This is a genomic window from Rheinheimera soli (assembly GCF_021290985.1).
Lineage (GTDB): Bacteria > Pseudomonadota > Gammaproteobacteria > Enterobacterales > Alteromonadaceae > Pararheinheimera > Pararheinheimera soli.
Genome location: NZ_JAJOYU010000033.1, coordinates 25845 through 50212, shown reverse-complemented (window position 1 = coordinate 50212; position 24368 = coordinate 25845). Strand labels below are relative to the sequence as shown.

Here is a 24368-nt window from a genome sequence, read left to right as displayed (position 1 = left end):
ATTTACTGCGCCCAGGTTGACTTGTGGCGGTCAACTGCTCATAAAACTTGGCATGAAACCAGTGTTTATGGTGATCACCTAATGTCGTCCCTTGGCGATAATCGGCTAGAGTTGGGTCTTGAGGGATAACCTCAAAGGCCAGCTTATAAATAGCCGCTAACCGCTTAGCATCATTTTTCTTAGCATAGCCTTGCAGATCTTTGACTTTTAATGCCTCAACTTTGTCTTTCAGTGCTTGGTACTGCTGTGCAAAAAGTGGATGGGTAAAGAGCGTCCAGTCGTTAACTACCATCGGGATCTTATCAGACAAGTTTATTCATCCTTATCGGATAGCGGTGCATCCAAATCAAACTCAACATCTGCAACCAACGATGCCACACTTTGGCGCATACTGGCGGTCAGCGGTTGTAACTTCTCAGGATGTCTCTGCATATCAACAGCCAGAAATAATAAAAACTGGTCAAGCACAGGGTCTGTATCGACCGTTTCAGCACGCTGCATAAGCACACTGCCATCAGATTGGATGACATATTTAATCTTGTCTTTTTTCCCCAAATGCAACGCCTGACGAACAGGACCCGGTACTGTTGTCTGAAAACGGTCAGTCAGTGTTGATTCTGCTTCCAAAGCAATTTGTGCAAGCATAATGCTCTCCACATGTTCATGTTGGTTAATAGAGCTATTCTAGTTCACCACCATAGGGTAATGCATTTGCATTACCCTATGGTGGTGAACTAGAAAATGCTAAGGTCATTTAATACTGAAGTATGGAACTTACCATAGACCTTAGCTAGTTTTGAGCACGAGACATGGGTATAGATTTGAGTTGTCGAAATGTCAGCATGACCCAACATTTTCTGGACATGACGCAAATCAGCGCCGTTGTCGAGCATGGCGGTAGCCGTTGCGTGGCGGAACAGTCCGTTTGATACCCACTAATTTAAAGTAGCCACCAGTGGTGATGAGCAATAGATCACTGTGGTAAATTGTGGTGACGTTTTGCAACATGTCATAACATCTCTAAATGAGCTGAAACCTGCGCTTACATGGATTGGTTTTAATGTAAAAGATCGCTTTGTGCCAATCTGAGTTGATTTATTTCTTCAGGACTGAAGCCGCGCCGCAGCAGGTCAAAATCCTTAACCTGAATTTCAGCTTCTATTCCGTCTCCTTGCACTTGATATGAGCTGCCAGTATGAGTTTTTATTAATTTAGATTTCGGAATAATTTCTGTGATCTTTGAAGTGCATACATAGTCACCTGGCCTAAAGCGGCTAGTCATGTCATCAACGCAAATTCCCCACAATACTTTACCAACCAACTTTTCATTATCAAGGACAGATACAATTTGCCAGCATTCAAGTACGGTGTTCATAAGCCAGATTTAACAGAAAGGAAAGATATAGCTTAGATTAACATAGCTCAAAAACATTTCAAGCTTGGATCCGCTTCGACTTTTTCCCATGGAGTATTAAATAAAGACTGATGCTTTGAGCATTTACTTTGAGCTATTATTGATTTGTATGGACAAAATAATTTGGGTGATAAAATGAGCTATCAGTTTAAGATCGGAAAAAATGGTGAAATACCAATTCCTGATGATATTTGCAACGAACTTGATTTCAATGTTGGTGACATTTTGTTCTGCGAAGCAATTGCGGATTCATCGGCAATTTCAATAAGTAAACACTGTGATCAGACACTTTCAGATGATGAAATTTCTGAATCTGGAAATTTGACACGTGTCATCCCATACGACTCAGGACAATAAGCTATTATTAACTAGGGTATGAGTTAAGTCTTTTGAATTTAGCGTGATTTGAATCCAATCCTACTAGCTCAATAGCAAAAGGAAAGCCTCTATCCGATGAGATTTACTAGATCTTACATGATCTGATTTTTTGGCTTAAGCTAAAGTATAGCGATTAAATCACGTTGACATTGTAAATTACCATTAGGATTTACGTTGGACGGTTAGCTGAATACGCTCAATTCCGAAAAATCAAATTACTGTGCGAAAATTCCATGGACAATAAATGCAGAGATTTTCTGATGATATATTTAGTGATTTTAGAAAAAAGCATTGATATAGATAAACGATAGAGTTAACTTATCATGTATTAATAAATGCTTAATCAAGATGTGGGTTTGTTCAGTATGTGGTTGAACGCCCACTATGTGATTTTTATATATAACAATACAAAATTAATTATTAAAATTGGAAAAGTTTTATCTATGATAAAGGTTAAAATGTACCAAGCCAGCCAGGGAGATGCATTTTTAATTAGTATCCCTAGCAGAAAAATAAATATTGTAGTTGACATGGGGCTTAAGGGGACATACCTAAATCATATTAAACCAGATCTAATAAACCTAAAAGTTAGTGGTCAGTGTATTGACCTTTTGGTCGTAACTCATGTAGATAATGATCATATCGTAGGCGCAGTCAACTTTATTAAAGATAACGGCTCTAATGACGAAGTTATTGAGGTAAAGGAGGTGTGGTATAACTGTTACAGGCATTTACAATTTTTAAAGCAGGATAAGGCTCTAGATCAAGATGAAAGAGATGCATTACAACAGATCTGTTCTCAGAACCGATATTTAGAAGAAAAAAAAGGTCTGGAAGATATACAAATTGAACAGGGTGTTACCTTGGCCGGTTTATTATATGGCTATAATTACTCATGGAATGATAAATTTGATGGTTATGCTGTTATAAGTAAAAGAAAAGTAATTGAAATATCAGCAGGGTTGACCCTTAGAATAGTATCACCAAATAAAGAAAAGCTAAATGCGCTATCTACGAAATGGAAAGAAAAACTCGAATCAGAAAAATATGACTTTACCCTGAATGAAGAAAAAATATTTGATGATGCCTTTGAACAATATATGAAAATGCCAGAGTTTCAATCAGAGATAAAGGATGTAGCTCAAAGTAATGAGCATTGTTTTAGTGAATTGCTGAATTTAGAAGGAAGCGATACATCCATAACTAATGGCTCATCCATAGCATTTATTATAGAGTTTGAAAATAGAAAACTACTATTTTTGGGTGATGCTCATGAGGATGTTATATATGATGAGCTAAGCTCTCTCAAGGATGATGGATATGATCTAGACTTCGAAATAGTCAAAGTTTCGCATCATGGAAGTAATAATAATATATCAAATAGACTACTTAAATTAATCTCTTCAAAACGATTTTTGATTTCGACTAATGGAAGCCACTCTCATCCGGATTTAAGTGCAATTGCTAAAATAATTTCAAATTCTCAATGGTCAACAATCATAACAAACTATCAACATGAGAAGTTGAAATTTTTTGAAAATTATAAATCTGTACGTGATGGGAAAGTTACTTTTATTACTGCTAACGAGATAATGGTTGAGTAAAAAAATGGATTTGAGCAATATAGTAATTAGAGTTGAATGCGGGACTAAAAAAGGCACTGCATTCTTAATAAGTAAGAATAGAGCACTAACCGTATTTCACGTTGTTACTGAATTTAGTAGGAGTGAGATTAATTGCACTGATTGTTATGGTAATGCTGTCAAGGCTAACCTTAGCAGTAAGATAGATGAAAAATATAAAAGACTTGATATTGCATTATTAGAATTGCAATCAGATATGCAGTATGATGAATTACCAAATTTCATCGATTACAGCGTTATAGCAAGTGGAACTAATTGGAGTTCAAGAGGGTATCCGCTGGCTAAACAGATATCAGGCGATAATTTATTGGTTAGTGAGCAAAATATAGTAAACCAACAACTTAAAGCTTTGAAAAATGGCAAAGTTGATATTGAATTAGAGCATTCAAAAAAATTATCAACATATTCGGGTTATTCTGGCTCTCCCTTGATTGTAAATGGCTATATCGCTGGAATCATCAATATGGAGCTGTTAGAAAATGGTGAATCAAGAGAGTTAACTGCTTTATCTTTAAAGTATTTTAAAGACATATTACTAGGAGAAGGCGTCGAGGTTAAGGAGAAAAAAAACTCAGCATATAACCCTATCCGTAAGTTACTGACGAACGATTGGTTTAAGAGACATACTGAGAAAAGTATATTTGATTTGGGGGTTCGCTATACACCAGAAGTAAATGTAAAGGTAGATATAACTAATAAAATTGAAGCGACGTTAAAAAATAATGATTTCTGTGCCTTTGCTAAGAATAAATTCCATGTTTACCTGTTAAATATTAATTCCCTTATTAAACATCTATCGAGTCAATCAGTGTTTTTAACTGCATTAAATGAACATTCATTTAAATATTATTTCATGGATTCTATATCTGTAAATAAAAGTGGAATACAGCGATTGTTCGAAGATTTCATCAATAAAAAATCCCTGATACTAGATTTAGATGTAATAAAGGAGAAGGCAGAGTTTATTCATGAAATAATAGAGGAACTAATAAAGCTTTATCAAGCGAACGATTGCAAAGACAATGATGTGTCTGATATTCGTCAGGTGTCGCTCAATTTTTTATCTTTTTTAGAGCAGCCCGACATAAATACACAATTAGCTAATGAGCCATTTTTATTACTTAAAGGAAAGGCGGGAACAGGGAAGTCACATTTACTGGCCGATTCTATTGCTAGCCAGCACTCCAATAATATCCCTTCTATTCTATTGCTAGGGCAGCATTTCTCTACAGATAGGTCCCCTTGGTCTCAAATATTGGATGACTTATTGAGGCTAAAATGCACAGAGCACTGTCTCCTGGAAGCTCTTAATGAAATAGGTGAAGAGAAGAATCAGAGAATTTTGTTTGCTATTGATGCAATTAATGAAGGAAGAGGAAGGTTCTTTTGGCATGATCATATTATTTCATTTATAAATGATTTTGAACATTACCGTTGGATAAGTTTAGTAATTACTGTGCGCGATAGCTATTTTCCTAAGTTAATCCCTGAGGCTTTACCTGCTAAGACTAAAATGAAAGTAATAACCCATGCTGGATTTGCAGGAGGTGAATTCGAAGCTGTAAAAGTTTTTTTTAATTACTATAATATTAATTGGCCCAAGACGCCTATTATAAACCCTGAGTTTACTAATCCTTTATTTTTAAAGTTATTTTGTGAAGGCCTGCATAAAAGAGGACTATCTTCGGTTCCTGAAGGATATGGTGGGCTATCTAGTGTGATGAACTATTATATAGATAATATCGACACGAAATTGGGTGGGCCACAGTTTTTTGATTATGGTGATTCAGGGAAAGTATGTCGAAAAATAGTTTACTCTCTGATTGAATATAAACAAACTAATGAAGTAACTTATGTGCCTTATGATCATGCATGTGATATAGCTAATGCTGTAACTGGTAAGTATACAAATAAAAAAGGGATTATCGAAGATTTAGTGCATGAAGGACTTTTGTCAAAGAATATTTATTGGCTTCACAATGGCGAGGATGAAGAGGGTGTTTACTTTGCATATGAAAGAATAGATGATCTTTTTTCAGCGGATTTACTGGTTAGAAAAATAATCACTCCTGAAAATATTGAATATATATTCAAGGCTAATGGGGCGTTGTTTTATTTGACAGAAGAAAGCTACCGTTATCAAGGGTTGATCGAGGCCCTGTCGATACAATTGCCTGATAAATTACATAAGGAGTTTTTTCAAGTTGTAGAAAATAATAAGCGGGAAGATTTTTCAATAATATCTGCTTTTATAAATAGTCTGATTTGGCGGAATGTAAGTACTATCAATAGTGTTTCCGATGATTATATTAACAGTGTTGTATTGCGACATGACGAATCCTCTGAAGCTTTTCTTGATTTTATTTATATAGTTGCAGGAGATGTTGAACATCCCTATAACGCTGATGCTCTTCACGGGTTTTTAGCTCCTTTATCTTTAGCAGTTAGGGATGCAAATTGGACGACCTTTTTAAATGATATAAGTGATTCTGATTCAGCTATCTCGCGTTCGTTAGAGTGGATTTTTCAATCAGAAATGCATAAGAGTCTATCAGAAGAGTCTACATTGTTAGTCGCTATAGCTACATCATGGCTTTTTACTTCTACTAATATTGAGCTTAGAAATAATGCAACACAAGCTCTTACGATTATTTTGACATCTAAACTTGATGTCGGTGTCAATTTGTTGAAAAATTTTAGGGCTGTAAATGATCCCTATGTTTATGAAAGAATATTAGCTGCATTGTACGGCGCGTCATTAAATGATTTGACTCTTCTCGGGTTAAATAGACTAGCTAGTTGCGTGTTAGAAGAGGTTTTTCTTAATGAAGAGGTATATGTAAATGTTTTAGTTAGAGATTATGCTAGGAATATTATAGAATTTGCACTATTTAAAGGTGAATTTTCATTAGATAACTCCAAAGTGATCACACCACCTTATAACAGTTCTATACCCGATATATTCCCTAGTAATGATGAAACAGATGCCTATAAATTTGATTGGGATGAAGATAGTTTTCAAGAGATATATGGCTCACAAAATAGAATATTAAGCTCAATGGTTACAGAGTATGGAAGAGGCATTTCTCAGTACGGTGATTTCGGTAGGTATGTCTTCCAATCAGCATTAAGTTTATGGAAATTAGACCCAAACCCATTTAGCAATTACGCGTGTAAGCTGATTTTTGAAAAGTTTGGATATGATGTAAATATCCACGGTCATTTTGATCGTCATGCAACTGGCGGGGATCGATTTAAAAATAATGTCGAGCGTATAGGAAAAAAATATCAGTGGCTGGCATTATATGAGGTTGTAGCACGACTCGCGGACAATTACGCAATACAAGACAGAGAAGGGAATGAATTAGGTTACTATCAGGGGCCTTGGCAAAATGGTTTAAGAAATATTGACCCTACATATATTCCCTTAATGAAAAAAATCACGAAGCTACCATTCCCTGTTAATAAAATTAACTATGATGATTGGTATGTAGAAGACAGCTTCTGGCTTACATCCGAAAAAAATCTACCAGATCCAAAAGATATTATTGTTAATCATGATTTTCTGTCGTTAGAGGCGGACTACTCATGGCAACAGAAAGACCAATTGGGTATTGAATTGAATCATAATCAAAGAAAGAACATCTGGTATCAAATTCGCAGCTATTTAGTTAAAGTCGAAGAATATGAAACTTTAAAAAATTGGCTTATAAAGCAGGACTTTATGGGACGATGGATGCCAGAAAGTGAAGACAGTTACTCAGTTTTCTGCAAAGAGCATTACTGGTCTCCCGCGTATAAAAGTAAGCTTTCCGAGGCAGGTAGTTCACGCTGGCAGCCTATCAAGAATGATCGAGTCAATTGGTATAACAGAGAAATAATAGCAGAAGTGTTGCCAACTGTTGAAGTGCATAGATGGGAAGATGAAAATGTAGGGATCTCGTTCTTAGCACCGAGAGCAGAAATGTTTAACAGTGTGTTATGCAGTTCGACTGAAATGCCAGGTTGTTGGTTAGATGAACATGGCCAATTATTTTGTTTTGATCCTCATATTTTTGGTGAAGATAAATCAGAATTATTAATAAATAAAAAGGCATTGCAAAAGTTACTCGAAAATAATGGAATGCAAATTATTTGGACAGTATTAGGTGAAAAGCAAATTTTAGATTCTTCAACGACAACGAGTTGGCTAGATATGTCAGGTGTCTATTATCTAGTCGGTGATTCCATTGAGGGGAATATGACAATCAACTTAAAAGGCCGAGGCTCAGTGGCAAGTGATAAAAAAGATGATCATCAATCCTGATGAAATATCTGACAGATACCAGCACAAAACTGGTATCTGTCAGGTCAGATTGGAACCTATAGGCCAAACAGTCAGATATGTGCTATTGCTGAAAACTTCATTTTTTCCTAGAACATATCACCTTAACATTGGTGGCACGCTAATCCCCCCGCAAATTTAGTGCGCTGCTACACGTCGACTTTGTCCTTCTTCACCCGTTTGATGAAATCAACAATTGATTCACTTTCTGTAATTACTTCGGTAACCCGGCCACTATAGGCCATAGCAATGATTCGAGCGGTATCGACGTAATACTTAAAGGTCGTACTAATATTACTGTGACCCATCTGATTGATTAATACTTGTCCCGCTGCGGCGTGCAGCGCATCTACTCTATTTGTGAGGATTTCATCACCATAAAGTTTCAATAGAAACTGCGTCGGCCACCAGTGTCTGGCTTGGTAAAAATCTATACCTTGTCTAAATGATGGATCGACGGCGTGAGCTTTCATTGCTGCATAGAGGGTCCTATTGGCAATCATTGTCGGCGTAACAGGCTCGCCGACTTTGTTTAGAAAAAGAATACTAGGGGGGCACTTCTTCTTATAACGCTTTTCGTATAGCTTTTTCCGTTGTGGGTAAAGCGAAGTGGTATATTCGATTTCAAGTGCACTTAAATCTGCTGCACTAATTTGAATTTCTCTATCCTTATTGCCCTTGCTGTCTATTACGGTGTAATTTATAACCCCGCTGGGACTACCCATTTCTGAGTACGGCATAATGTGCTTGTTGAGACCAGCCCCCGCATATGGAAACTTACACAAATCCATCGGGCGCATTGCGGTTGCGAGGCAAAGCTTGAACATTACGCCGTACACAGGATCAGGATAACTAGTGATCAGTAAATTAATTTCAATGTCGTTAATTAATGAGCGAAGCTTTTTCTGACGATGTTTTTTATCGAGTACTTCAACATTAGCGCCATCGACAACACGCTTTGCCTTCAAAGTGATATATGACAACAAGCGTGTATTTTTAAAATTAGCCTGCCATGTTTTATATCCAACTCTTACATTCGTGATATATCCGTTGTTTCTCATCCAGCCGAAAAACAGCAACAACTGTTTTGCATCGTTGTAGATGGTTTCACTGGTCGGGCTAACTTTTTGTGCGCTTTCACGTCGGATCTGTCTATCTACCTGCCAACGTCTTATATCACGATTGTCTGCAACAACATGAAACTGATGTACACCATATTTTGTGAACTTCGGTTGCAACGCGATAAAGTTGTAAAACTGTGCAATAACGTTTGCGTAACGCCGAGACGTTTCCAACGATGAACTAGTTGTTTCAGCAAGATAAAGATTTGCATGACTTAGAAGTACCGATTGTTTTGCAGTGTCCGCAATAAGCAAATAATGCTCACGTTTTCGTCCAGAGTCTGGGTCTCGATAATCAACGACTGTTGTTCTAATACTAAACGTCATCACTCAATTCCCACTCGAAACACGGTAATAGTGTCGAATCCCTCTCGATAAGAGGGGATCACTAAACTCCTATCTGCTATCTCTAATTCCGGCACTGGAACATGTTTCATAAAAAACTGTCGTAGTGCTTTTTTAGTAACCTCCGACTCACAAATAGGCACATATACATCAATAGGGCGTTTTGTACACAGCTGCTCTACAAACGCATTAATTTCCTCTCTGGAATATAGCGGTAGACGAATAACCAGTGAGTCAGCCAATGGCTGAAAATGATGGGACAAGAACCGCTTAAAGCGACACAAGTAGCAGTCTATATAAAGCACAACGCGCACATCATTTGCACTTAAAAACTGTCGAGCTTTATTTGCCAGTTTCTCAATAGCAGACTCTTTCTCATCATCAAGTACATCTAAGTCACCAGTCCTCCTGAAATTCTCAAATACAGGAGTCATATTTGGTTCAATTTCAGAATATGAATGTGGCACCGATTTCACCTCATCTCTGACTTTATATGCCGCAGATTTCAGCCTCGTAACCTCAAGCTCTTTTTCATCAAGTTTACGCTTTAACTCATCCAGACTTATGGCCTGCTTTTCAAGATCGCTTCTGATGTCATTCGCATCATGTAAGATCTTGTCGTTTATCATCAACGACGTTATGTGCAGCTTAATCTTTGCCTCTAGATTTGCATCAAACTCAGCCGCTAACTTTGCAAACTCTTCACACTTGGCTTTATACTTTTTGGCAAGCTCCTCGGTAAACGCATCCTCTTTGGTTGATATAGCCCCAGCTAGCGCAAAAATATCCTGTGTGCCCTTAATATATCCATTCAGGTGACTATAGCGTTTGTTGAAGTTCATTCGGCTCATGCCGAATCTCTCCAAAACCTCTTGCTGAAGAAGTTTTTCACCGTCCTTTTCCAACGTCAATTCAGCAATCAATTTAATGAGTTTCTTTTCTGTTTCGTTCATGACGCAGTCCCTCTAATATTACTTTCATTGTCGATTCCGCTTTCGACCAAGGGACTTCGATACTTTTCAAGATTTTGCAGATGTTGTCTCTCTCGCTTCAAACGGCGCTTAAGCTCACGTAACGAATGAGTAGGAAGAGCAACGTCCTTTTGCTCAATTAAACCACTGAAGAAGATGATGTTTTCCTCTATTGCCTGCTTCGCTTTCAAAGTGATTCCGGCCTTATGGCACTTGTCATACTGACAGTTCGATGGCTCAGGTATAACCCTACCAGTTACATTAACTGCATTTTGAACACAAGGTGTATAATCATCACCACCAAGCATAGGAATAGATAGGCAATAGGTTCCCATTGGCGTCCTATGCAAAAATACCGGCTCGCCAGCTTCTAACAATGCCAGCACGTATTCACGGATCGTTAGCTTCAGCCTTGCTCCTTTAAACTCGGCCGGGCGCTTTTTAATCTGTGCTGCAATTCGCTCAAACGCGTGACCACTGAAATGCCCTGAGTTGATTGCGTTAATTATCTGCTCAAACTCATGCGCATGATGATGCTCCATTATCCTTGCCACAGCCCGCACTAAATATGGGTTGCGAGCGATGTATCGAAGCGTCATCACAAAACTTTTGTGGCCGAGTAATTCCCTTATTAAGTCAATATTTGTCTCATCTTGGCCAATTAAGATCTCAGCTATTGATTTTCGAAAACGATGGGTATGAAGTCCGTCAATTTTGGTTGCATCTGAAATCTCACGGACTATGATATGGAGGATTGACGAGTCTTGGTTCTTTTTTTTCACGCGACTCTTACATGAGATAAACAAATGCTCGTTTTCAAGTTTCCCCATGTATTCACGCATCGAATGATACTGGAATATAAGCTCATAAAGATATTCAGGGATTGGCAGTGTTGCAGCTTCGCCACTATAATTTGGGTCATCAGAAACCTTAAAACGGGTTACATCGACGTAACACTCCCCATTTTTTAACCGATGAAAGTCGTCAAAGGCTAACTGGGCCAATTCTCGACGCCTCATACCTGTTATCAATGCTACAAATATAAAGATCGCATTGCGTACATTATCAATAGCAACTGCTAATTTATCGAAGGTATAATAATTATTGCTTTTCTTCTTATCTTTTTGGTCCGTCTTTATCGTCGCCGAGTAGCCGATTATTTCTTTCCCTTCGACTCTCGTCGAAAATATTTGCTCTAATTCTTCATTTTTATTGCCTGGGCTATGCACCTTTCTAGCGCCCGAATGAATACCATTATCTCTACAAAATATAATGGCCTTCTCTATAACGGGAATGGCGCTATCGGTCCAAAATAATGCGTAGTTGATTAACCCCTCTAATTCACTTTGTAGAAATGGCGTGTATGGTATGGTATTTCTAAGGGCATGCCTTACTACGTCTTGACGGCGCTCTTTAGTGAGCACTTTCGACATTTTCACGTTTAAGCGGAATGCCTCTGGAATTAATCCATTCTCAGATAACACACTCCAAAAGGCCAATGCCGAATACAGACTTTTGTAAGAACTGCTATGTTCAGCAGACTTAGCCTCATCAAGGCTGTCATTGAGCATCCGAGCTGTGATATTCGGGATCCCTTTTAACAAATCACTCATGTGATTGGCTTTAAAGATAAAACGCTCTATGTTTGTTAAACCGTTGATGTAGCTAAACGTCGTTGCAAAACTTTTAATTGTTCCGAATGGATGAAAGGTAGGGATGTAGTGATACATGATAACCTTTTTAAACAACATTAAATCCGAATCACTGTCTTTAAAGTTGAACCCTTTCGCATCAATAACTTGTGCTTTATCGTAAAATACCCATTGGTCGTCTTTAAATGTTGAATAGTCTGAGATAGGGAAGGCTCCATCGGGATATAATGACAGTTTATCCATCAGTGAGCTTTTTAAAACGAGCTTGCTTGACGAGATATCTTCTAACTCTTCAGATAAAGACTCTAACTCCTCAGATAAGTCGTACTCGAATTCTTCAAGATATTCAGAATAAAATATAGGGCTAATTTCAGCATATTCAGAGTAAAAGATAGCGCTAACTTCAAAATCCGCAGAATAGTGATCTCCACCGGCATCCGCCGCAGGATTGCTATCGTGATTGGGTGGAAGGATATCCGCCGTGTCTTGAACTTTATTAGCTTTTAGTGCCTCATAGACATCAGAGTTTTTTGTGTTTCTATCTACTAATTTACTAGTCATTTGACGCCTCCAAGAAGCTATTATCCTGTGTTACTTCGCTTAGAAGCTTCATCAAAGGATTCAGTGATGCGAGATCTTTTGGTAACAGAGGGCTGTTACGACGCTGAAAACGTCGTGCTGCCTTAACTTCATCCCCATCCTCCCAATTGTCGATTATCCACTTAAGCGTTTCATATTCACTGCAAAACAACTGCGTAAACTCAATCAGCGGCATATCCTGAGAACACTTGTTCAGATAGTCCAATCGCTCTAGTAAGTAGGGCAGTGAGTCATTGAATAATTGGATCTGGCTACAATTAAGGCACTTATTAAGAAAAAAACATTTCTCACCCGCACGGATAAAGTTCTCATAATTTCGCCAAGTCGGTAAACGTTGATTGCGGCAGGCCCACAATTCTCGGTTGTGACCAGGAATGCTAAATACGGCAATCGTACTATCTTCTTCCTTCGTGTATTGTGCAGGCATTAACCCAGAAAATTTTCGACTTCTGAGTTTATCCATTAGCACATGAAGCTCTTTGGTTAAGCGTTCCTTTCGTGACCGAGTGGATTGCTCCGAACTATCGTAATGGATATCCGTTGTCTCAATTGATGAGTGACCAGCTGCCAATTGAACTAACGAAAGTGGGTCAGTTTTGCGTTTAATGTACATCCAAGTCGGGCGCATCCTATTGACGATTTCACCTGATCGCGTTAAACGCTCACCTTTGTCGCTAATTTCATTATTCCTGAGAAAATCTCTGACTCCTCGTGTTGAGGTTTTTGTATTAGACATTGAGCTAAAACGTGATTTTTTACTCCAGTCAGCTAAGTCAGTAGTGCAGGAAAATAATCTGTTATGGCCAATCTGATATGCAGTTAATTCATCTGGTTCAAGTGACGATAAAGGAGATGAGAGATCATCTGCTAACTTTATGAGGTTATAAATAGAGTGCTTATCCTTAGTATTTGACACCGCCAGCATCGTTTTGGACTTATAATAAGGAAGATGAGTATTCTGGCCACGTTTTTTCTCAGATGTAATTAAGCGTTGACTATCATCGATAATGCCACTTAACCCGTGCTCAAAGTCATCTCTGTCTACAGCAATAACTGTCTCTTTATTCCATCCCGCCTGAAACTGAATCATAAGCATTAACACTGCCATATCTTCTTGATTGGGATAATAGAGATTAAGTAACTCATCCAAGCTAATAATAGGAATACCAGTATTCTGTAATCGTTTGGGTATATAACGTGTACGAACAAAACGATGAAAAATAACTGAAATAACGTCTTTACAATATTTCATCGAATAAGTCGTAGCTGTATTAATTGCGATTGCTTCCTTAAACGGCACCGCGAATGGGTAATCATGGACGAGAAATGTTTTCAATAACCTCGTATAGTCTGGCAGCCAGCGGCGGATTCCTTCAAATTCATATGGGTTGTATTCTTTATCCGCTAGATAAGCAGGGGACTCTTGCTCGTACAGCTTAATAAACTCCTTCTTAGGTTCTGTCGCTTCAAGACAGCGTTGAAAATCAGGATCAAGGTTCCTTAATTTTTTTAATACGCCCCCAACTTGAATAACCTTTGGAGTGCTATAGTTATTGAGGCTATGCCTGTACCATTCGTACACATTTTTCTTCGTACCCGATGGATAACAAATCTCAAGTATTTCCTCATAATTATAAGGCTGAGCTTCATGCACCTCTTTACGGTATTCAACCTTGTGGTAGAGTTTTTCTACGTGCGACTTAAGTGCTGCATCCAATTTATCAATAGCCTGATCTTCCAGCGGCGGATTCGGGAAGGTTTGCTCTTTAGGTAGCTTTGGAAACAGGATATTCGGAAACGCCGCGTCAAACTCAGACATCACTGACAACATATTTTTAAGAGAACGTATTGGCTTAAGCGGTAATTTGCGCTTTTGACGGTAATCTAAATACGTACGCAATGGCTCAACAAAGATATCTGACAATGCATGAAGCTGAAGTGCTTCAGGATTTCTATTGTTAAACCATTCTCTAAACTTAAGAAACTCTTCAATTGCCGCACGTGCATTGCAAGTTGAAGAATAACTTCGGTTTGATCCGTAACTGCAAAAACAATAATGTAATGTCTGACAAAGCGAATTAGTAGGATCAAACTCCTCCATGTCCAAATACCGGCATTTGACTTCAAATCCCTCGTTGGAATAAACAGACTTGACTTGGAGGTAGCTGCCGAACTTCATAATACATTCCCTAAACCATTGCTTAGTTCCGCATGGCTGATATCAGTGGTACACTTTAAAGAATGAGTTGGAAGAGGTTGTTTTCTATTCATTTATTCATCTTTCTTACTTTGTTAACTAAGGTTTACTTTATATATGTTTGAGATCTATATAGATAGAGCTTACAAAAATGAATTTTGAGAGATTGTTATCCTCGCGTGCCTATCAGGGCGGTGGTCGTCAACTGGATGAAAATCTGATTAACAGTATTCGCCAGGTGGTCTTAGGTAATTTAACGCCGGATTTAACGCTGTATCTGGATATAGATCCTGCCATCGGCTTACAACGTGCTCAGGCTCGGGGCGAACTGGATCGGATTGAGCTGGAGCAACTGGCATTTTTCCAGCGCACTCGTGCTAAATATCAACAAATTGCAGCCACTGAAGCCAATATAGTGACTATTGATGCCAGTCAGTCTATGGAACAGGTGCAGCAACAAATCCTGAATGCACTGCAACAGGCCTATCAAAGCGGGTCTTTAAGCCGTGATGCAAAGGCGGATCTTGGCACAGATGTCTGATTTTCCGTGGCTGGACTCATACCAATACAAACTGACCGAATTGGCAGAAGCAGGGCAGTTACATCATGCGTTATTACTGACAGGCCCTGTTGGCATTGGCAAATTGGCGCTGTCTAAACGTCTGGCTGCTTATTTGTTATGTAAAAGCCCGCAACAGCAACTGCCTTGTGGTTTATGCAAGAGCTGTCAGCTAATGGCCTCTGGTCATCACCCGGATCTGTGGCAGTTACCAACTGAAGGCAGCAGCAGTATTGGCGTTGACCCTATACGTGCTTTGGGTCAGTTTATGCAGGGAGCGTCGCAGCAAGGCGGCGTCAAGCTGGCACTGATCCCACAGGCTGAATTGATGACTGAAGCCGCAGCCAATGCTTTATTAAAGACTCTGGAAGAGCCGCCACAAAACAGCTTTCTGATTTTGCAAAGTGCCCATCCGGCGCAGCTATTGCCTACTATTTTAAGCCGTTGCCAAAGCTGGGCTTTAGCGCCTGTGTATGGTGAACAGATAGAGCATTGGTTACAGGAACATAGCAGCAGACCTGTACCGGACTTTTTACTACAATACGTCGGCGGCGCACCTTTATTAGCGTTGAAATTATTAGAAAACGACGAAGCAGCAGCAATTTCTGCACAATTGGTTATGCTGAAGAAGTTCGTGTCCGCTCAGTTAGATATGTATGAGCTGCTGGCTCATTTACCTGACACTGAACAATTGCCTTCAACCTTATTCTGGTTTGTACGACAGGAGTTATGGACTAAAGGCGCTGATATGCAGCTGAAACACCACCAGCTATTGTTGTCTTTACAACAATGGGGCCGTGATCGTCAGTTAATTACAGGGCAAAATGCAGCGCTGAATTTGTCGGCCTTGTTAGTGCAACTCCGCTCGGCCTTGTTGTAACAGGAGCTTACTGTGGACGAAATCCAACTGGATTTTACTGAACTTAAAGAGCTGTATCGCTGCTATATGCCATTTCTGAAAAACGGTGGTTTGTTTGTGCGTACTGCGCGGCCTTATCGTATGGGGCATTCTTTGTCTTTAGTGGTCACCTTACCCGACGCGCTGGAGCCTGTGCGTGTGTCCGGCAAAGTTGCATGGCTGACACCACAAGGAGCGCAAAGCTCTACTCCGGCTGGCATTGGTGTGGCTTTTATCGACGATAAATTTCAGCTGCAGGATAAAATTGAAAAATTATTGGGTGGTATGCTCGATTCTACTGAGCCTACCTACAGCCTTTAGAGTTAAGTGGTTGTTTTAACTATTTTTTTGGAGAACTCTTTTGTTTGTTGATTCACATTGTCACCTCGATCGTCTGGAATGGGACAAATTAGCCCTGACGTTACCGGACGTTTTACAACAAGCCGCCACTGCCAAAGTAGAACATATGCTCTGTGTCTCGGTCAGCCTGAAAGAGTTTCCTGCGATGAAGCAGCTGGTAGCCGCTTATCCACAAGTGTCTGTGTCTTGTGGTGAACACCCACTGCATCAGGAAGATCAAATCGATATCGAATTACTGCGCCGTTATTGCGCTGATCCTGCGGTAGTGGCTGTGGGGGAGACGGGCCTGGATTACTTTTACAGCCCGGACAGCAAAGCGATTCAGCAAGAGGCTTTTGCCGCTCATATAGCGGTAGGCCGTGAACTGAAAAAACCTTTAATAGTGCATACCCGCGATGCCCGGGCTGATACCTTGAATTTATTGCGTTCCGGCGGAGCTGCCGACTGTGGCGGTGTTTTGCATTGTTTTACTGAAGACTGGGACACAGCCAAAGCTGCGCTGGATTTAGGTTTTTATATTTCTTTGTCCGGTATCGTTACCTTTCGTAACGCAGATGAGCTGCGTGCTGTGGCCCGACAAATACCAGCGGGTCGACTGCTGATCGAAACCGACTCGCCTTATTTAGCCCCAGTGCCTTATCGTGGAAAAACCAATCAGCCTGCTTATGTCAGCGCTGTTGCAGCTTGTATTGCAGAGCAGCGTAATGTCAGCATTGAACAGCTGGCAGAACAAACAACTGAAAATTTTTATCAGCTGTTTCAATCGGTTAAAAGAGCATTTTAATTAACTAACACAGCTTACTCAGAGGGAAAAGTAGCCCAGAATCAAGGGATTCATTCTGGGCTTAGGGGAATGGCTCATCTAAATGAGCCGTGCGCTATACGGAACCAAAGAGGACAAAACAGGTTAACTTACAGGTTTTCAGTGTAGACAAGGCTTCTGAAATTTTCCTGCATGTCTGTTTGCTTTTAAGTCATTCAATCGGAAACAGAAGTCAAAACTTATCCTGATCTTATACCTAGGTTATCCCCAACTTATCCACTCCAGCTCAGGCAGCATAAGCTTTTGCTGAAGAATTAAGGCCGCTGTCACAAAATAGCTATAGATGCCAAAGTTTTCACAAACTGTTAATGTTAGAAAAATTTAATCTAATAAAAACTGCAAAGGCACGAGGTTGATTCGGGGATAGTTGCTGTGTAGTCAGAGTGGCGAGGCTGGAAATACAACAAGGTTTTATTTGTAGTTTGTGTCTGTCAGGATAATTAAAAACCCGGCGCTGTTAACTTATGAAGAGCGCCGGTTTGAATAGTGCAGGATTTATCCTTGCTGGCTTTTATCATCGCTTAACTGTTTTGTTTATGTTCCCAGCGGCGCTTGGCAAAACGGCGCATGTTTGGAATATCGTCTGTTTCATCCATAATAGGCTGACCAATAATGGATTCAATCACGTCTTCCATGGTCACCAGGCCCATCCAACTACCATATTCGTCATATACTAATGCCATATGCTGACGCTCCCGGATCAACTGTGACATCAGCTGTTCCACATTCAGCATATCCGAAATCACTTTCACAGGTTTCATAATGTCTGCTGCGGTTTGTTCTTCGTTGAATTCCAGCATGTCGTAACGAAACACTATACCCAGAGGGGCTTCATCATTATCCAGCACAGGATAACGCGAGAAACGATGTTTTTTCACACGATCGAGTAAAGATGATAAAGCTTCATCAGGCTTGGCGGATTCACAGACAGTGCGTGGTGTCATAATCTCGCGTACTTTAATGTCGTGTAAATCAAGAATATTAGCGATAACCCGTTGTTCATCTTCATCGAGTTTGTTCAGCTCGCGGCCTAATATAGTCAGTGCTTTGATTTCCTGACGTAAATCGTGATCATGGTGTCCACCGCCAAACAGCTTCATAACCTGATCTGACATCCAGATAAAAGGTTTCAGAATAAAAATCATGCCGTTGAGCAGGGTAGGTAACACCGGAGCCAAACTTGGCCAATAGCGGGCACCAATAGTTTTAGGTAATATTTCTGACAAGACTAATATAAGCAAGGTCATGATAGCTGAGGCAATACCTAAATAACCGTCGCCAAAAACTACAGTCACCTGAGCACCAACACCTGTGGCACCCACTGTATGAGCTACTGTGTTTAATGTCAGGATCGCAGCAAGAGGTTGGTCAATCTTTTCTTTAAGAGCTTTCAGTTTTTCATAAAGCTTGGGCTGAGTCAGTTTTTGCTGGGCAATATAACTGGGGGTGATCGAGAGCAGAGCTGCCTCAAGAATAGAACAGATAAAAGATACCGAAATTGATAACACCACAAACGCAATTAGTAAACTCATACGGGTTGATTACAACACTCCATTTTGCTTCGACGCAGATATTCAATCACAGCTGTGTCAGAAAATCGAGGACAAAAATGTCCGATAAACTTTTATCGAGTGCAGCTTTGTATGCTGGTGGCTTCTTGATTTGTATCTACCGGTGCTATCCAAGGTTCCAAAAGTCTGTTTCAGATTTGACTGCGGATATAATGGGCGAGTTAACCTTAAGTTTGTCGATGACCATCGACCACGTGAATAGGCCGAAGTGACGGCAATCCGGCATTAAAAATTAATTGATGTTGGCAAAAAGCCGTTTGAGTTGTCAAAGCACCGTTTATCATAAAAAACATACGGAATAACTGCGGCGTTTTAAGATGCTGACTGTCATATCAAAGGAGGAAACTATGAAAAACTATATTCTTATCTTCGTCGCATTTTTGTGCTGTTTTAAAGTGTCAGCTCAGGATGTTACCGGCCATTGGCGAGGGGTTTTGGAACTTGCTCCTCAGTACCGGATAGTACTTGGTTTACGTATTACCAATGACGAGCAGGGGTATCAGCTGTTTATGCTGAGTCCAAACCAAAATCCGAAAGAGATGATCCCCAGCCAGTTTAAACTTGATGGTAACCATCTGAGCTTTAGCGACACTGCATTAAAAGCGTCGTTTTCAGGAACCTTTGATGGAGAAAAACTTACAGGGACTTTTACTCAGCAGCGTCAGCATGAGGTGATCCTTACTCGTTTGTCTGAACAGGACATGCAGCGACTTGAGCATGAGCAGCAATGGTTTGGCGATTTACAGATCAGTAAAAATTCAGTATTGCCACTGGTGCTCAATGTGGCGGTAGTAGCGGGTGGCTACCACGTTACAGTGGATAGCCCAAAGCAGGAGAGTTTTGGTATACCAGTGAATGAATTCACGTTATCTGATACACAGCTGCGTTTTAGCTCGTCTTTGATCAATGCCGCTTACAGTGCTGTGTGGGCAAAAGATCGATGGCAGGGTACCTTTGTTCAGGGCATGGCGATGCCACTGGATTTTAAAAAAAACTAGCTAGACCCCATCAGGTTATAAATCTGCAGCAGTTATCGCCCTGGCTTGAAACTGAATTTGGTCAGAATGCTGTGGCCATTGCTCTGGTCAGGGATCAACAGGTTGAGTATCGTCTGCACGGTTTTGCTGATATCGATCATAAAGTTGCAGTCAGAAAAGACACTCTGTTTGAGATAGGTTCAGTGACGAAACCGCTGATCGCACTGGCCAGTCTTAGCATGCTGCAGAATGGGCAATGGGCTTTAGATCAGAGCATTCCCGCTCTGGTGGCACTAAAACCGTCGCATAAGTATAGTCTGGCAGCCTTGTTAACTCACAGGAGTGGATTGCCGCGTTTGCCAGCTAATATGCCGTTGCATGATCTGACAGCGCCTTATGCAACTTATAAAAGAGATGATTTATTACAGTCTTTGCAACAAACCCCGCTGGGTGATGCGGATTTTAGTTATTCTAATTATGGCTATGGGCTGCTGGGATTCTTGCTGGAGCTTTCTTTACAGCAACCCTTGGCAGATATTATGCGACAAAGGGTTTTACGGCCTCTAGCCATGAACTCTGCCGAACTTCAGGTGCCTGGATATACCAATAAAAATCGTGCCAATGGTTATGCACTGAATGGACAGAAAATGGCACACTGGCATTTTGATGCTTTAGCTGGGGCTGGTGCTGTGGTGGCTTCGGTAGAAGATATGGCGCAAATGTTAAGCTCCATCTTCAGGTTGCAACAGACAGATGCACTGATCAGGCAATGGCTGACTCCTCTTGATGTTGACGGCGAGCCAAAGATGACACCGGGATGGATGTCAGATAAAAACTGGCTTTGGCACTCAGGTCAAACCGCAGGCTTTAGTTCTGTTGTTGTATTTGATCCCCAATCGAAAACTGGAATAGTGATCCTGAGCAATCTGTCAGCGCCTTTGAACCGTCAGGGCTTTGAGCTGGCCCAACAATTTTCCCAAAACGAAAAAGTGCAGGAAAAAACTTCAAAATGATCAACTTGTATAGCTGGGGGCAATGGGTAGGCTGGACTTTGTTGTATGTGCTGATGGCATTGATCATAAGCAACAGGCCAGTTTTTGTAGAAACAGAACTGCTTTATGCTGCAGTGCTGATAGGTGCTACGGGCTTAGGTTCACATGGACTCAGGCTGTTCTTTCGCAACCAACTGGCTCAGAGCAGTTTAACTAAGCAAACTGTGACTTTGATTGCTGGTGCTGTTGTCATTGCTGCTTTTGCAACCCTAATGCTACTCATTGTGGTGTTTCTGTTATCAGCGCTTGGCTATGGTTATCCCATTCCGCCGGACCAGCGCTGGTTTGTGATCAAGTCTATAGGGCAGGGTAACTTTTTTAACATGCTGATGGTGATGTTACTTTGGTCCGCTTTGTATTTTTCGATGATTAAAGTCCGGCAATTACGGCAGACAACGGCTTTATTGCATGCGACTCAGTTGGATGCCTTGATCAATCAGTTAAATCCTCATTTTTTGTTTAATGCCATCAATAATATACGAGCTTTAATTTTGGAGGACCCTGAACGCGCTAGAACTATGCTGGCCACTTTGTCGGATATGCTGCGATACAATCTGAACAGTGAACAGGGCATCAAAGTTGCCCTTCATCAGGAACTGGAGATAGTGCATGCTTATATTGCTTTATGTTCTATTCAATTTGAACACAGGTTGCAGTATGTTGAGCAGATTGATGAGGATTGTAACAACGCTTTGATCCCTAAGCTGTTGATACAACTTTGTGTCGAGAACGCTATTAAGCATGGCATCAGCAGATTGACTCAGGGTGGCGAGATCCGGATCCGTGCTCTGGTTCAGCATGGCGAAATCAGCATACAGATCAGCAATCCGGGTTTGCTGCAATCCACAACACAGAATAGCACCGGAGTTGGACTAAAAAATATTCGACAGCGTTTGCAACTCTTGTATATGGGAGCAGCCAGCTTGTGGCTGGAGCAACAGCAAGACAAAGTGGTCGCCGAAATTCGTCTGCCGTTGGAGACTGTAAAATGAAAGTACTGGTGATAGATGACAGCAGACTGGCAAGGCTTGAACTCATCAATCAGCTCAATCAGTGTCAGGGCATTGAGTTGGCCGGGCAAGCTGAAAATGTAGAACAAGCCAAAGCCTTGATTGAGCAGACCGATCCGGACTTACTGTTACTAGATATCGATATGCCCGGCGGTGATGGCTTTAGTTTGTTGGAGCAGTTGGACGAGTTACCGCGTAAACCCCATGTGATTTTTGTCACAGCATTTGATTGTTATGCGCTGAAGTCTTTTGATTATCATGCCAAAGATTATCTGCTCAAACCTGTGACTGCAGCACGGCTGCAATCGGCTTTGGCTAAAGTGCCAGTTGGTGGGCATCAGTCGGAAATGACTTTACAGAGTCAGGTGTTTTTAAAAGATGGAGAACGCTGTTATTTCATTACTTTATCCGATGTTTATGCCTTTGAAGCTCAGGGTAATTACACCAAAGTGTATTTCTCTGCTGGCCAGCCGCTGATTTATCGTAATCTGGCGACATTGGAGCAAAAGTTGCCCAAACAAAGCTTTTTCCGCGCAAGCCGCAGCTGGATTGTAAATACACAGTATATTCAGACTATTGAAGCATCGATCAGCGGTGGCTTTGAGTTAACACTCAAAAGCGGTTTACAGCTGGAGATCTCGCGTCGTCAGGCTGTTGCTTTCAAACAACTCTGGAGTTTGTGATAAAGGCCGGGCTTTTAAGCTGGCCCTGCTATTTCCCTGTGCATAATTCAATACAACTTCCTCTAGTACTTTAGTCTTTATGTCGACATAACTAATCCTTCATCCTTGACCAAAGCAGTTTAAAGCGGTAAAACGTTACCACTTTCTTATTATTGTCGACAATCTGATGCTTGCTACCGAATTTAAAGAAGCTATTACTGCGGCCGACCGGGTGCTGGTGCAAATTCGCACCGCCATAGTGGAAGGTGAAATTCCTGCTGGTACCAAAATCAGTGAGCCTGAACTGGCGCGGCGTTATGATTTAAGCCGTGCGCCTTTACGCGAAGCTTTGGCGCGCTTAGAGCGTTGCCATTTAATAGAACGCACACCTAACGCTGGTGCCCGAGTGGTCAAGTTGTCGATTGAAGGCCTACGTTCTTTGTATCAGCTGCGCGAAGAGCTGGAAGGCCTGGCTTGTCGTTTGGCGGCAGAGCATATGACAGAGCAGGAAATTGCCGAAGTGCGGGCGCTACTTGATCAGCATTTGTCGACACAACGTGTGCGCGAAGGTGAAAGTTATTACCAGGAAGCGGGCGATGTCGATTTTCATTACCGCGTCATCTTAGGCAGTAAAAATCCTTATCTGATTAATATCTTAAGTGACGAGCTGTATTTTCTGGTGCGGATGTATCGGGTGCAGCTTGGCATGAATGGCCCTCGGGTATCACGGGCTTTTGACGAACACAAAGCTATTATTAATGCCATTGCCAACCGTGATGGCGAACTTGCCGACTTACTGATGCGCCGTCATATCGCCGCATCCAAACGTAATATTGAACAACAGTTACTTCAACAGGGGACTTCACATGGCTAATGTAAAAAGCGCTGGCGCTCTGCTTCGTCAGGCAATTAAAGACAATCATCCGTTACAGCTGGTGGGCACTATTAACGCCTACACCGCCATGATGGCTGAACGTGTGGGTCATAAAGCCTTGTATTTATCAGGTGCTGGTGTGGCTAATGCCTCTTTTGGTTTACCGGATTTAGGCATGACCTCGTTAAACGATGTCTGTGAAGATATCCGCCGTATTACTGGTGCTACTGAACTGCCATTGCTGGTCGATGCCGATACAGGCTGGGGTGGTGCTTTTAATATTGCCCGTACTGTGAAAGAAATGACCAATGCCGGTGCTGCAGGTTTTCATATTGAAGATCAGGTGGCGCAAAAACGTTGTGGTCACAGACCCAACAAAGAAATCGTATCGCTGGAAGAAATGGTTGATCGCGTCAAGGCGTCAGTCGATGCCAGAACAGACGAGAACTTTTTTATTATGGCGCGCACTGATGCGTTGCAACAACAAGGTTTAGAAGCTGCCATAGAGCGCGCTTTGGCGTGTGAAGCTGCAGGTGCTGATGCCATTTTTGCTGAAGCTGTGTATACGCTGGAGCAATATCAGGCCTTTACTAAGGTGCTGAAAGTACCAGTCCTGGCCAATATCACTGAGTTTGGCCAAACGCCGCTGTTTAACAAAGCCGAGTTGGCTGGTGTAGGTGTCGATATGGTGTTGTATCCGTTGAGTGCCTTTCGCGCTATGAACAAAGCTGCACTGAATGTGTATGAATCTATTCTGGCCAATGGCGATCAAAAAGCCGTAGTAGACAGCATGCAAACCCGCGCTGAACTTTACGACTTCCTGAACTATCACAGTTATGAGCAAAAACTGGATTCCTTATTTGCCGCAGGCAAAAGCACTAAATAAGAAGTTTGCGGCTAAAAAATAAAAACAATAACTACAGCATTCAATAAATCA

General features: G+C 41.1%; 22 protein-coding genes. 13 read left to right on the top strand and 9 right to left on the bottom strand.

Going from position 1 to position 24368, the window contains the following annotated elements:
- From LSG37_RS17925 to LSG37_RS17910, 4 genes are all read right to left on the bottom strand, one after another.
- On the bottom strand, positions 1 to 310 hold a 310-nt coding region (locus LSG37_RS17925; protein ID WP_233081173.1), incomplete at its 3' end, for a type II toxin-antitoxin system YhaV family toxin.
- Positions 311 to 312: 2 nt separating this feature from the next.
- Complete coding sequence (locus LSG37_RS17920) at positions 313 to 645, bottom strand: type II toxin-antitoxin system PrlF family antitoxin (protein ID WP_233081172.1); 333 nt, start codon at positions 643 to 645, stop codon at positions 313 to 315.
- Between the two features lie 89 nt (positions 646 to 734).
- Positions 735 to 920 carry a tyrosine-type recombinase/integrase gene (locus LSG37_RS17915; protein WP_301331833.1) on the bottom strand — a complete coding sequence of 62 codons (186 nt, stop codon included), beginning with the start codon at positions 918 to 920 and terminating at the stop codon, positions 735 to 737.
- Positions 921 to 1057: 137 nt separating this feature from the next.
- The gene (locus LSG37_RS17910) at positions 1058 to 1375 is read right to left on the bottom strand and encodes a hypothetical protein (RefSeq protein ID WP_233081171.1); all 318 of its coding nucleotides are present in this window, start codon (positions 1373 to 1375) and stop codon (positions 1058 to 1060) included.
- A 174-nt stretch (positions 1376 to 1549) separates the two neighbouring features.
- Here LSG37_RS17910 and LSG37_RS17905 point away from each other — a divergent pair, with 174 nt between their 5' ends.
- The 3 genes from LSG37_RS17905 (at position 1550) to LSG37_RS17895 (ending at position 7741) form a co-directional block, all read left to right on the top strand.
- Positions 1550 to 1771 carry a hypothetical protein gene (locus tag LSG37_RS17905; RefSeq protein ID WP_233081170.1) on the top strand — a complete coding sequence of 74 codons (222 nt, stop codon included), beginning with the start codon at positions 1550 to 1552 and terminating at the stop codon, positions 1769 to 1771.
- A gap of 356 nt (positions 1772 to 2127) precedes the next feature.
- Positions 2128 to 3396, top strand: a complete 1269-nt coding sequence (locus LSG37_RS17900) for a ComEC/Rec2 family competence protein (RefSeq protein ID WP_233081169.1) — start codon at positions 2128 to 2130, stop codon at positions 3394 to 3396.
- On the top strand, positions 3389 to 7741 hold the full coding sequence (locus tag LSG37_RS17895; RefSeq protein ID WP_233081168.1) for a serine protease: 4353 nt from the start codon (positions 3389 to 3391) through the stop codon (positions 7739 to 7741). The genes LSG37_RS17900 and LSG37_RS17895 overlap by 8 nt, the downstream gene beginning before the upstream one ends.
- 167 nt (positions 7742 to 7908) lie before the next feature.
- On the opposite strand, the gene LSG37_RS17890 is transcribed toward LSG37_RS17895, so the two are convergent.
- From LSG37_RS17890 to LSG37_RS17875, 4 genes are read right to left on the bottom strand one after another with little or no spacing between them, the layout of a single operon-like run.
- The gene (locus LSG37_RS17890; protein ID WP_233081167.1) at positions 7909 to 9207 is read right to left on the bottom strand and encodes a site-specific integrase; all 1299 of its coding nucleotides are present in this window, start codon (positions 9205 to 9207) and stop codon (positions 7909 to 7911) included.
- Positions 9207 to 10178: a hypothetical protein gene (locus LSG37_RS17885; RefSeq protein WP_233081166.1), complete on the bottom strand. Its 972-nt coding sequence runs from the start codon at positions 10176 to 10178 to the stop codon at positions 9207 to 9209. Before LSG37_RS17885 ends, LSG37_RS17890 begins: the two co-directional genes overlap by 1 nt.
- Positions 10175 to 12409 (bottom strand): tyrosine-type recombinase/integrase, encoded by a 2235-nt coding sequence (locus tag LSG37_RS17880; protein ID WP_233081165.1) that lies wholly within the window; start codon positions 12407 to 12409, stop codon positions 10175 to 10177. The genes LSG37_RS17885 and LSG37_RS17880 overlap by 4 nt, the downstream gene beginning before the upstream one ends.
- Positions 12402 to 14627 carry a hypothetical protein gene (locus LSG37_RS17875; RefSeq protein WP_233081164.1) on the bottom strand — a complete coding sequence of 742 codons (2226 nt, stop codon included), beginning with the start codon at positions 14625 to 14627 and terminating at the stop codon, positions 12402 to 12404. Before LSG37_RS17875 ends, LSG37_RS17880 begins: the two co-directional genes overlap by 8 nt.
- A 169-nt stretch (positions 14628 to 14796) precedes the next feature.
- Between LSG37_RS17875 and tmk the strand changes: the two genes are divergently transcribed.
- Genes tmk through LSG37_RS17855 form a run of 4 tightly spaced genes read left to right on the top strand, consistent with a single transcriptional unit; the run spans position 14797 to position 17246 of the window.
- Positions 14797 to 15186 (top strand): dTMP kinase, encoded by a 390-nt coding sequence (gene tmk / locus LSG37_RS17870; protein WP_233081163.1) that lies wholly within the window; start codon positions 14797 to 14799, stop codon positions 15184 to 15186.
- A complete protein-coding gene (gene holB, locus LSG37_RS17865; RefSeq protein WP_233081162.1) occupies positions 15179 to 16084 on the top strand; it encodes a DNA polymerase III subunit delta' in 906 nt (301 codons plus the stop codon). Before tmk ends, holB begins: the two co-directional genes overlap by 8 nt.
- Before the next feature lie 12 nt (positions 16085 to 16096).
- Complete coding sequence (locus LSG37_RS17860) at positions 16097 to 16423, top strand: PilZ domain-containing protein (protein ID WP_233081161.1); 327 nt, start codon at positions 16097 to 16099, stop codon at positions 16421 to 16423.
- Between the two features lie 40 nt (positions 16424 to 16463).
- Positions 16464 to 17246 (top strand): TatD family hydrolase, encoded by a 783-nt coding sequence (locus LSG37_RS17855; protein WP_233081160.1) that lies wholly within the window; start codon positions 16464 to 16466, stop codon positions 17244 to 17246.
- 560 nt (positions 17247 to 17806) lie between these two features.
- On the opposite strand, the gene LSG37_RS17850 is transcribed toward LSG37_RS17855, so the two are convergent.
- Positions 17807 to 18817: a CNNM domain-containing protein gene (locus tag LSG37_RS17850; protein ID WP_233081159.1), complete on the bottom strand. Its 1011-nt coding sequence runs from the start codon at positions 18815 to 18817 to the stop codon at positions 17807 to 17809.
- Positions 18818 to 19203: 386 nt separating this feature from the next.
- Between LSG37_RS17850 and LSG37_RS17845 the strand changes: the two genes are divergently transcribed.
- The 6 genes from LSG37_RS17845 to prpB all read left to right on the top strand — a co-directional run bounded on the left by LSG37_RS17845 (position 19204) and on the right by prpB (position 24317).
- Positions 19204 to 19854, top strand: a complete 651-nt coding sequence (locus tag LSG37_RS17845) for a hypothetical protein (RefSeq protein WP_233081158.1) — start codon at positions 19204 to 19206, stop codon at positions 19852 to 19854.
- A 71-nt stretch (positions 19855 to 19925) separates the two neighbouring features.
- A complete protein-coding gene (locus tag LSG37_RS17840) occupies positions 19926 to 20846 on the top strand; it encodes a serine hydrolase domain-containing protein (protein WP_233081157.1) in 921 nt (306 codons plus the stop codon).
- Entirely contained in the window at positions 20843 to 21877 is a 1035-nt protein-coding gene (locus LSG37_RS17835; RefSeq protein WP_233081156.1) for a sensor histidine kinase, read from the top strand. The genes LSG37_RS17840 and LSG37_RS17835 overlap by 4 nt, the downstream gene beginning before the upstream one ends.
- A complete protein-coding gene (locus tag LSG37_RS17830) occupies positions 21874 to 22578 on the top strand; it encodes a LytR/AlgR family response regulator transcription factor (RefSeq protein ID WP_233081155.1) in 705 nt (234 codons plus the stop codon). Before LSG37_RS17835 ends, LSG37_RS17830 begins: the two co-directional genes overlap by 4 nt.
- Before the next feature lie 166 nt (positions 22579 to 22744).
- Positions 22745 to 23431, top strand: coding sequence for a GntR family transcriptional regulator (locus LSG37_RS17825; RefSeq protein ID WP_127023398.1), 687 nt, complete (start codon positions 22745 to 22747; stop codon positions 23429 to 23431).
- A complete protein-coding gene (gene prpB, locus LSG37_RS17820; protein WP_233081154.1) occupies positions 23424 to 24317 on the top strand; it encodes a methylisocitrate lyase in 894 nt (297 codons plus the stop codon). The genes LSG37_RS17825 and prpB overlap by 8 nt, the downstream gene beginning before the upstream one ends.
- The last annotated feature ends 51 nt before the right edge of the window (positions 24318 to 24368 follow it).

Bases quoted from the DNA above. Each gene is read 5' to 3' on its own strand.
- prpB (WP_233081154.1), top strand. From the start codon at position 23,424: ATGGCTAATGTAAAAAGCGCTGGCGCTCTGCTTCGTCAGGCAATTAAA.
- LSG37_RS17910 (WP_233081171.1), bottom strand. From the start codon at position 1,375: ATGAACACCGTACTTGAATGCTGGCAAATTGTATCTGTCCTTGATAAT.
- LSG37_RS17920 (WP_233081172.1), bottom strand. From the start codon at position 645: ATGCTTGCACAAATTGCTTTGGAAGCAGAATCAACACTGACTGACCGT.
- holB (WP_233081162.1), top strand. From the start codon at position 15,179: ATGTCTGATTTTCCGTGGCTGGACTCATACCAATACAAACTGACCGAA.
- LSG37_RS17845 (WP_233081158.1), top strand. From the start codon at position 19,204: ATGAAAAACTATATTCTTATCTTCGTCGCATTTTTGTGCTGTTTTAAA.
- LSG37_RS17900 (WP_233081169.1), top strand. From the start codon at position 2,128: ATGCTTAATCAAGATGTGGGTTTGTTCAGTATGTGGTTGAACGCCCAC.
- LSG37_RS17905 (WP_233081170.1), top strand. From the start codon at position 1,550: ATGAGCTATCAGTTTAAGATCGGAAAAAATGGTGAAATACCAATTCCT.
- LSG37_RS17830 (WP_233081155.1), top strand. From the start codon at position 21,874: ATGAAAGTACTGGTGATAGATGACAGCAGACTGGCAAGGCTTGAACTC.
- LSG37_RS17885 (WP_233081166.1), bottom strand. From the start codon at position 10,178: ATGAACGAAACAGAAAAGAAACTCATTAAATTGATTGCTGAATTGACG.
- LSG37_RS17875 (WP_233081164.1), bottom strand. From the start codon at position 14,627: ATGAAGTTCGGCAGCTACCTCCAAGTCAAGTCTGTTTATTCCAACGAG.
- tmk (WP_233081163.1), top strand. From the start codon at position 14,797: ATGAATTTTGAGAGATTGTTATCCTCGCGTGCCTATCAGGGCGGTGGT.
- LSG37_RS17835 (WP_233081156.1), top strand. From the start codon at position 20,843: ATGATCAACTTGTATAGCTGGGGGCAATGGGTAGGCTGGACTTTGTTG.
- LSG37_RS17880 (WP_233081165.1), bottom strand. From the start codon at position 12,409: ATGACTAGTAAATTAGTAGATAGAAACACAAAAAACTCTGATGTCTAT.
- LSG37_RS17850 (WP_233081159.1), bottom strand. From the start codon at position 18,817: ATGAGTTTACTAATTGCGTTTGTGGTGTTATCAATTTCGGTATCTTTT.
- LSG37_RS17825 (WP_127023398.1), top strand. From the start codon at position 22,745: ATGCTTGCTACCGAATTTAAAGAAGCTATTACTGCGGCCGACCGGGTG.
- LSG37_RS17890 (WP_233081167.1), bottom strand. From the start codon at position 9,207: ATGACGTTTAGTATTAGAACAACAGTCGTTGATTATCGAGACCCAGAC.